At 61.5% G+C, this 1,835-nt stretch carries 3 protein-coding genes and 1 pseudogene; all 4 read right to left on the reverse strand.

The annotated features are described in order from the left end of the window. Nucleotides 1-126: pseudogene (locus tag ABYW26_RS14130) on the reverse strand (electron transfer flavoprotein subunit beta/FixA family protein); the annotation flags it as partial. Between the two features lie 166 nt (nt 127-292). Then, the gene (locus tag ABYW26_RS14135) at nt 293-865 is read right to left on the reverse strand and encodes a cob(I)yrinic acid a,c-diamide adenosyltransferase (protein ID WP_372605555.1); all 573 of its coding nucleotides are present in this window, start codon (nt 863-865) and stop codon (nt 293-295) included. A gap of 3 nt (nt 866-868) precedes the next feature. After that, complete coding sequence (locus ABYW26_RS14140; RefSeq protein ID WP_372605556.1) at nt 869-1,075, reverse strand: twin transmembrane helix small protein; 207 nt, start codon at nt 1,073-1,075, stop codon at nt 869-871. Between the two features lie 68 nt (nt 1,076-1,143). Next, nucleotides 1,144-1,835: SDR family NAD(P)-dependent oxidoreductase (locus tag ABYW26_RS14145; protein ID WP_372605557.1), on the reverse strand; the 692-nt coding region annotated here is incomplete at its 5' end.

A 1,835-nucleotide genomic window follows, 5' to 3' on the forward strand; every position in this document is an offset into this window, starting at 1 on the left:
CGCAATCTCGTCAAACGGGTTCATCGACATCTTCACATTCGCAAGATCAACTCCGCTACCGTCCGCCTTCACACGAACCTTAACGTTATAGTCAATCACGCGCTTCACAGGCACCAATACCTTCATAAGCGTCGTCTCCTTGGGTCTTTTACGCAATCATTGGAAGTTTGTTAGCGACTCCCGAAACGGGAAAACAGGGCAAATTTCAGCACAAAACCAAATTCGCGCCGATCGGCTGCGTTTATATACCGCCTGTTACGGCTGGGGTGCAACCGGTTGCGTAGCGGCAGCCTTACCTGTTCGCGCCCGGAACCCACAGCACATCGTCGGTGCCGCCGCCATTGGCTGTGCGGGCGGCGACGAAGAACCAGTCAGACAGGCGGTTCAGGTATTTCACCGCTGCGGGGTTCACGGATTCGACGGTGGACAGTTCCACTGACAGTCGCTCGGCCCGGCGCGATACGGTGCGGCACAGGTGCAGATAGGCCGACAGCGGCGAGCCGCCGGGCAGGATGAAGCTGCGCAGCGGGTTCAGCGCCGTGTTCATCGCGTCAATCTCGGCTTCCAGCCGCGCCACCTGAGAATCGACCATCCGCAGCACCGGATAGGGGGCTTCGGCATCCTTTTCCATATCGGGGCGGCACAGGTCGGCGCCCAGATCAAAGAGGTCGTTCTGGATCGCTGCCAGCCGCGCGTCCATTTCGCCTTCGGCATGCAGGCGGGCAAGTCCGACGGTGGCGTTGGTCTCGTCCACGGTGCCATAGGCGGTGACGCGCATCGAATGTTTTGCCACCCGGTCGCCGTTGCCCAGCGCGGTTTCGCCAGCGTCTCCGGTGCGGGTGTAGATCTTGTTCAGAACAACCATGGCTTAACCTCCCTTGCCGCGCAGGAACACGAACAGCAGGATCAGCAGCACCGCGACGAACTGAGCCCCGATACGATAACGCATCAGCCGGTTGGCGTGTTTGCGGTTGAAATCGCCACCTTTGGCAAAGCCACCGATCCCAAGCATCAGGATCAGCACGACCACAAGGCAAGCCGCGGCGACAACAATGAACAGTGGATCGTTAAACATGGTGTTTCCTTTCGTCGCCGCAGGCATAGCTGTCCGCGCCTGAAAAGCGAACCGATAATTCGTCGCAGTCAGGCCTTGGCCAACAGCCAATCCAGGGCCGAGGTCGGCAGAATACGCCGAATGATGTCGATGGCATAGGTCGGCGTGGTGACGGCATAGCGGGCGCGGGGGCGCGGGCTTTCCAAGGCGTGCACCAGTTTGGCGGTAACCGCGCTGGCAGGCAGTTCGAACGGGTCTTTCTTGGCCTCGCGATAAAGCCGCGCCAGCAATTTGTCGCGATATTGATCGGCGCGGGGCGAGGCCTGCCAGTCGATCCATTTCTCGAACTGTTGCGCCGCGTTCACCCGGAACTTGGTGGTGATCGGGCCAGGTTCGATCAGCGAGATCCTGATCGGCGTGTCGCGCATTTCCAGCCGCAGCGTATCGGTCAGCCCTTCAAGCGCGAATTTCGTGGCGTTATAGGCGCCGCGCCACGGCAGGCCGACCAGCCCCAGAACCGACGAGCAATTGACGATCCGGCCGCCGCCCTGGGCGCGCATGACGGGGATCACCAGCCGGGTCAGTTCGTGCGGGCCAAACAGGTTGGTGGAAAAGATCGCCTCAAGCGCGCCGCGGGGCAGGTCCTCGACCGCGCCGGGACAGGCATAGGCGCCGTTGTTGAACAGCGCGTCCAGCGTGCCGCCGGTGCGGGACAAGGACTCGGAAACGGCGGCGCTGATGGTGGCCGGGTCGTCGTAATCCAGAACGAAGCTTTCCAGCC

It is taken from the genome of Actibacterium sp., from assembly GCF_041584535.1.
In the GTDB taxonomy this organism is placed as follows: Bacteria; Pseudomonadota; Alphaproteobacteria; order Rhodobacterales; family Rhodobacteraceae; genus Actibacterium_D.

Coding starts and splice junctions, on each gene's coding strand:
- ABYW26_RS14135 (WP_372605555.1), bottom strand. CDS start 865: ATGGTTGTTCTGAACAAGATCTACACCCGCACCGGAGACGCTGGCGAA.
- ABYW26_RS14140 (WP_372605556.1), bottom strand. CDS start 1,075: ATGTTTAACGATCCACTGTTCATTGTTGTCGCCGCGGCTTGCCTTGTG.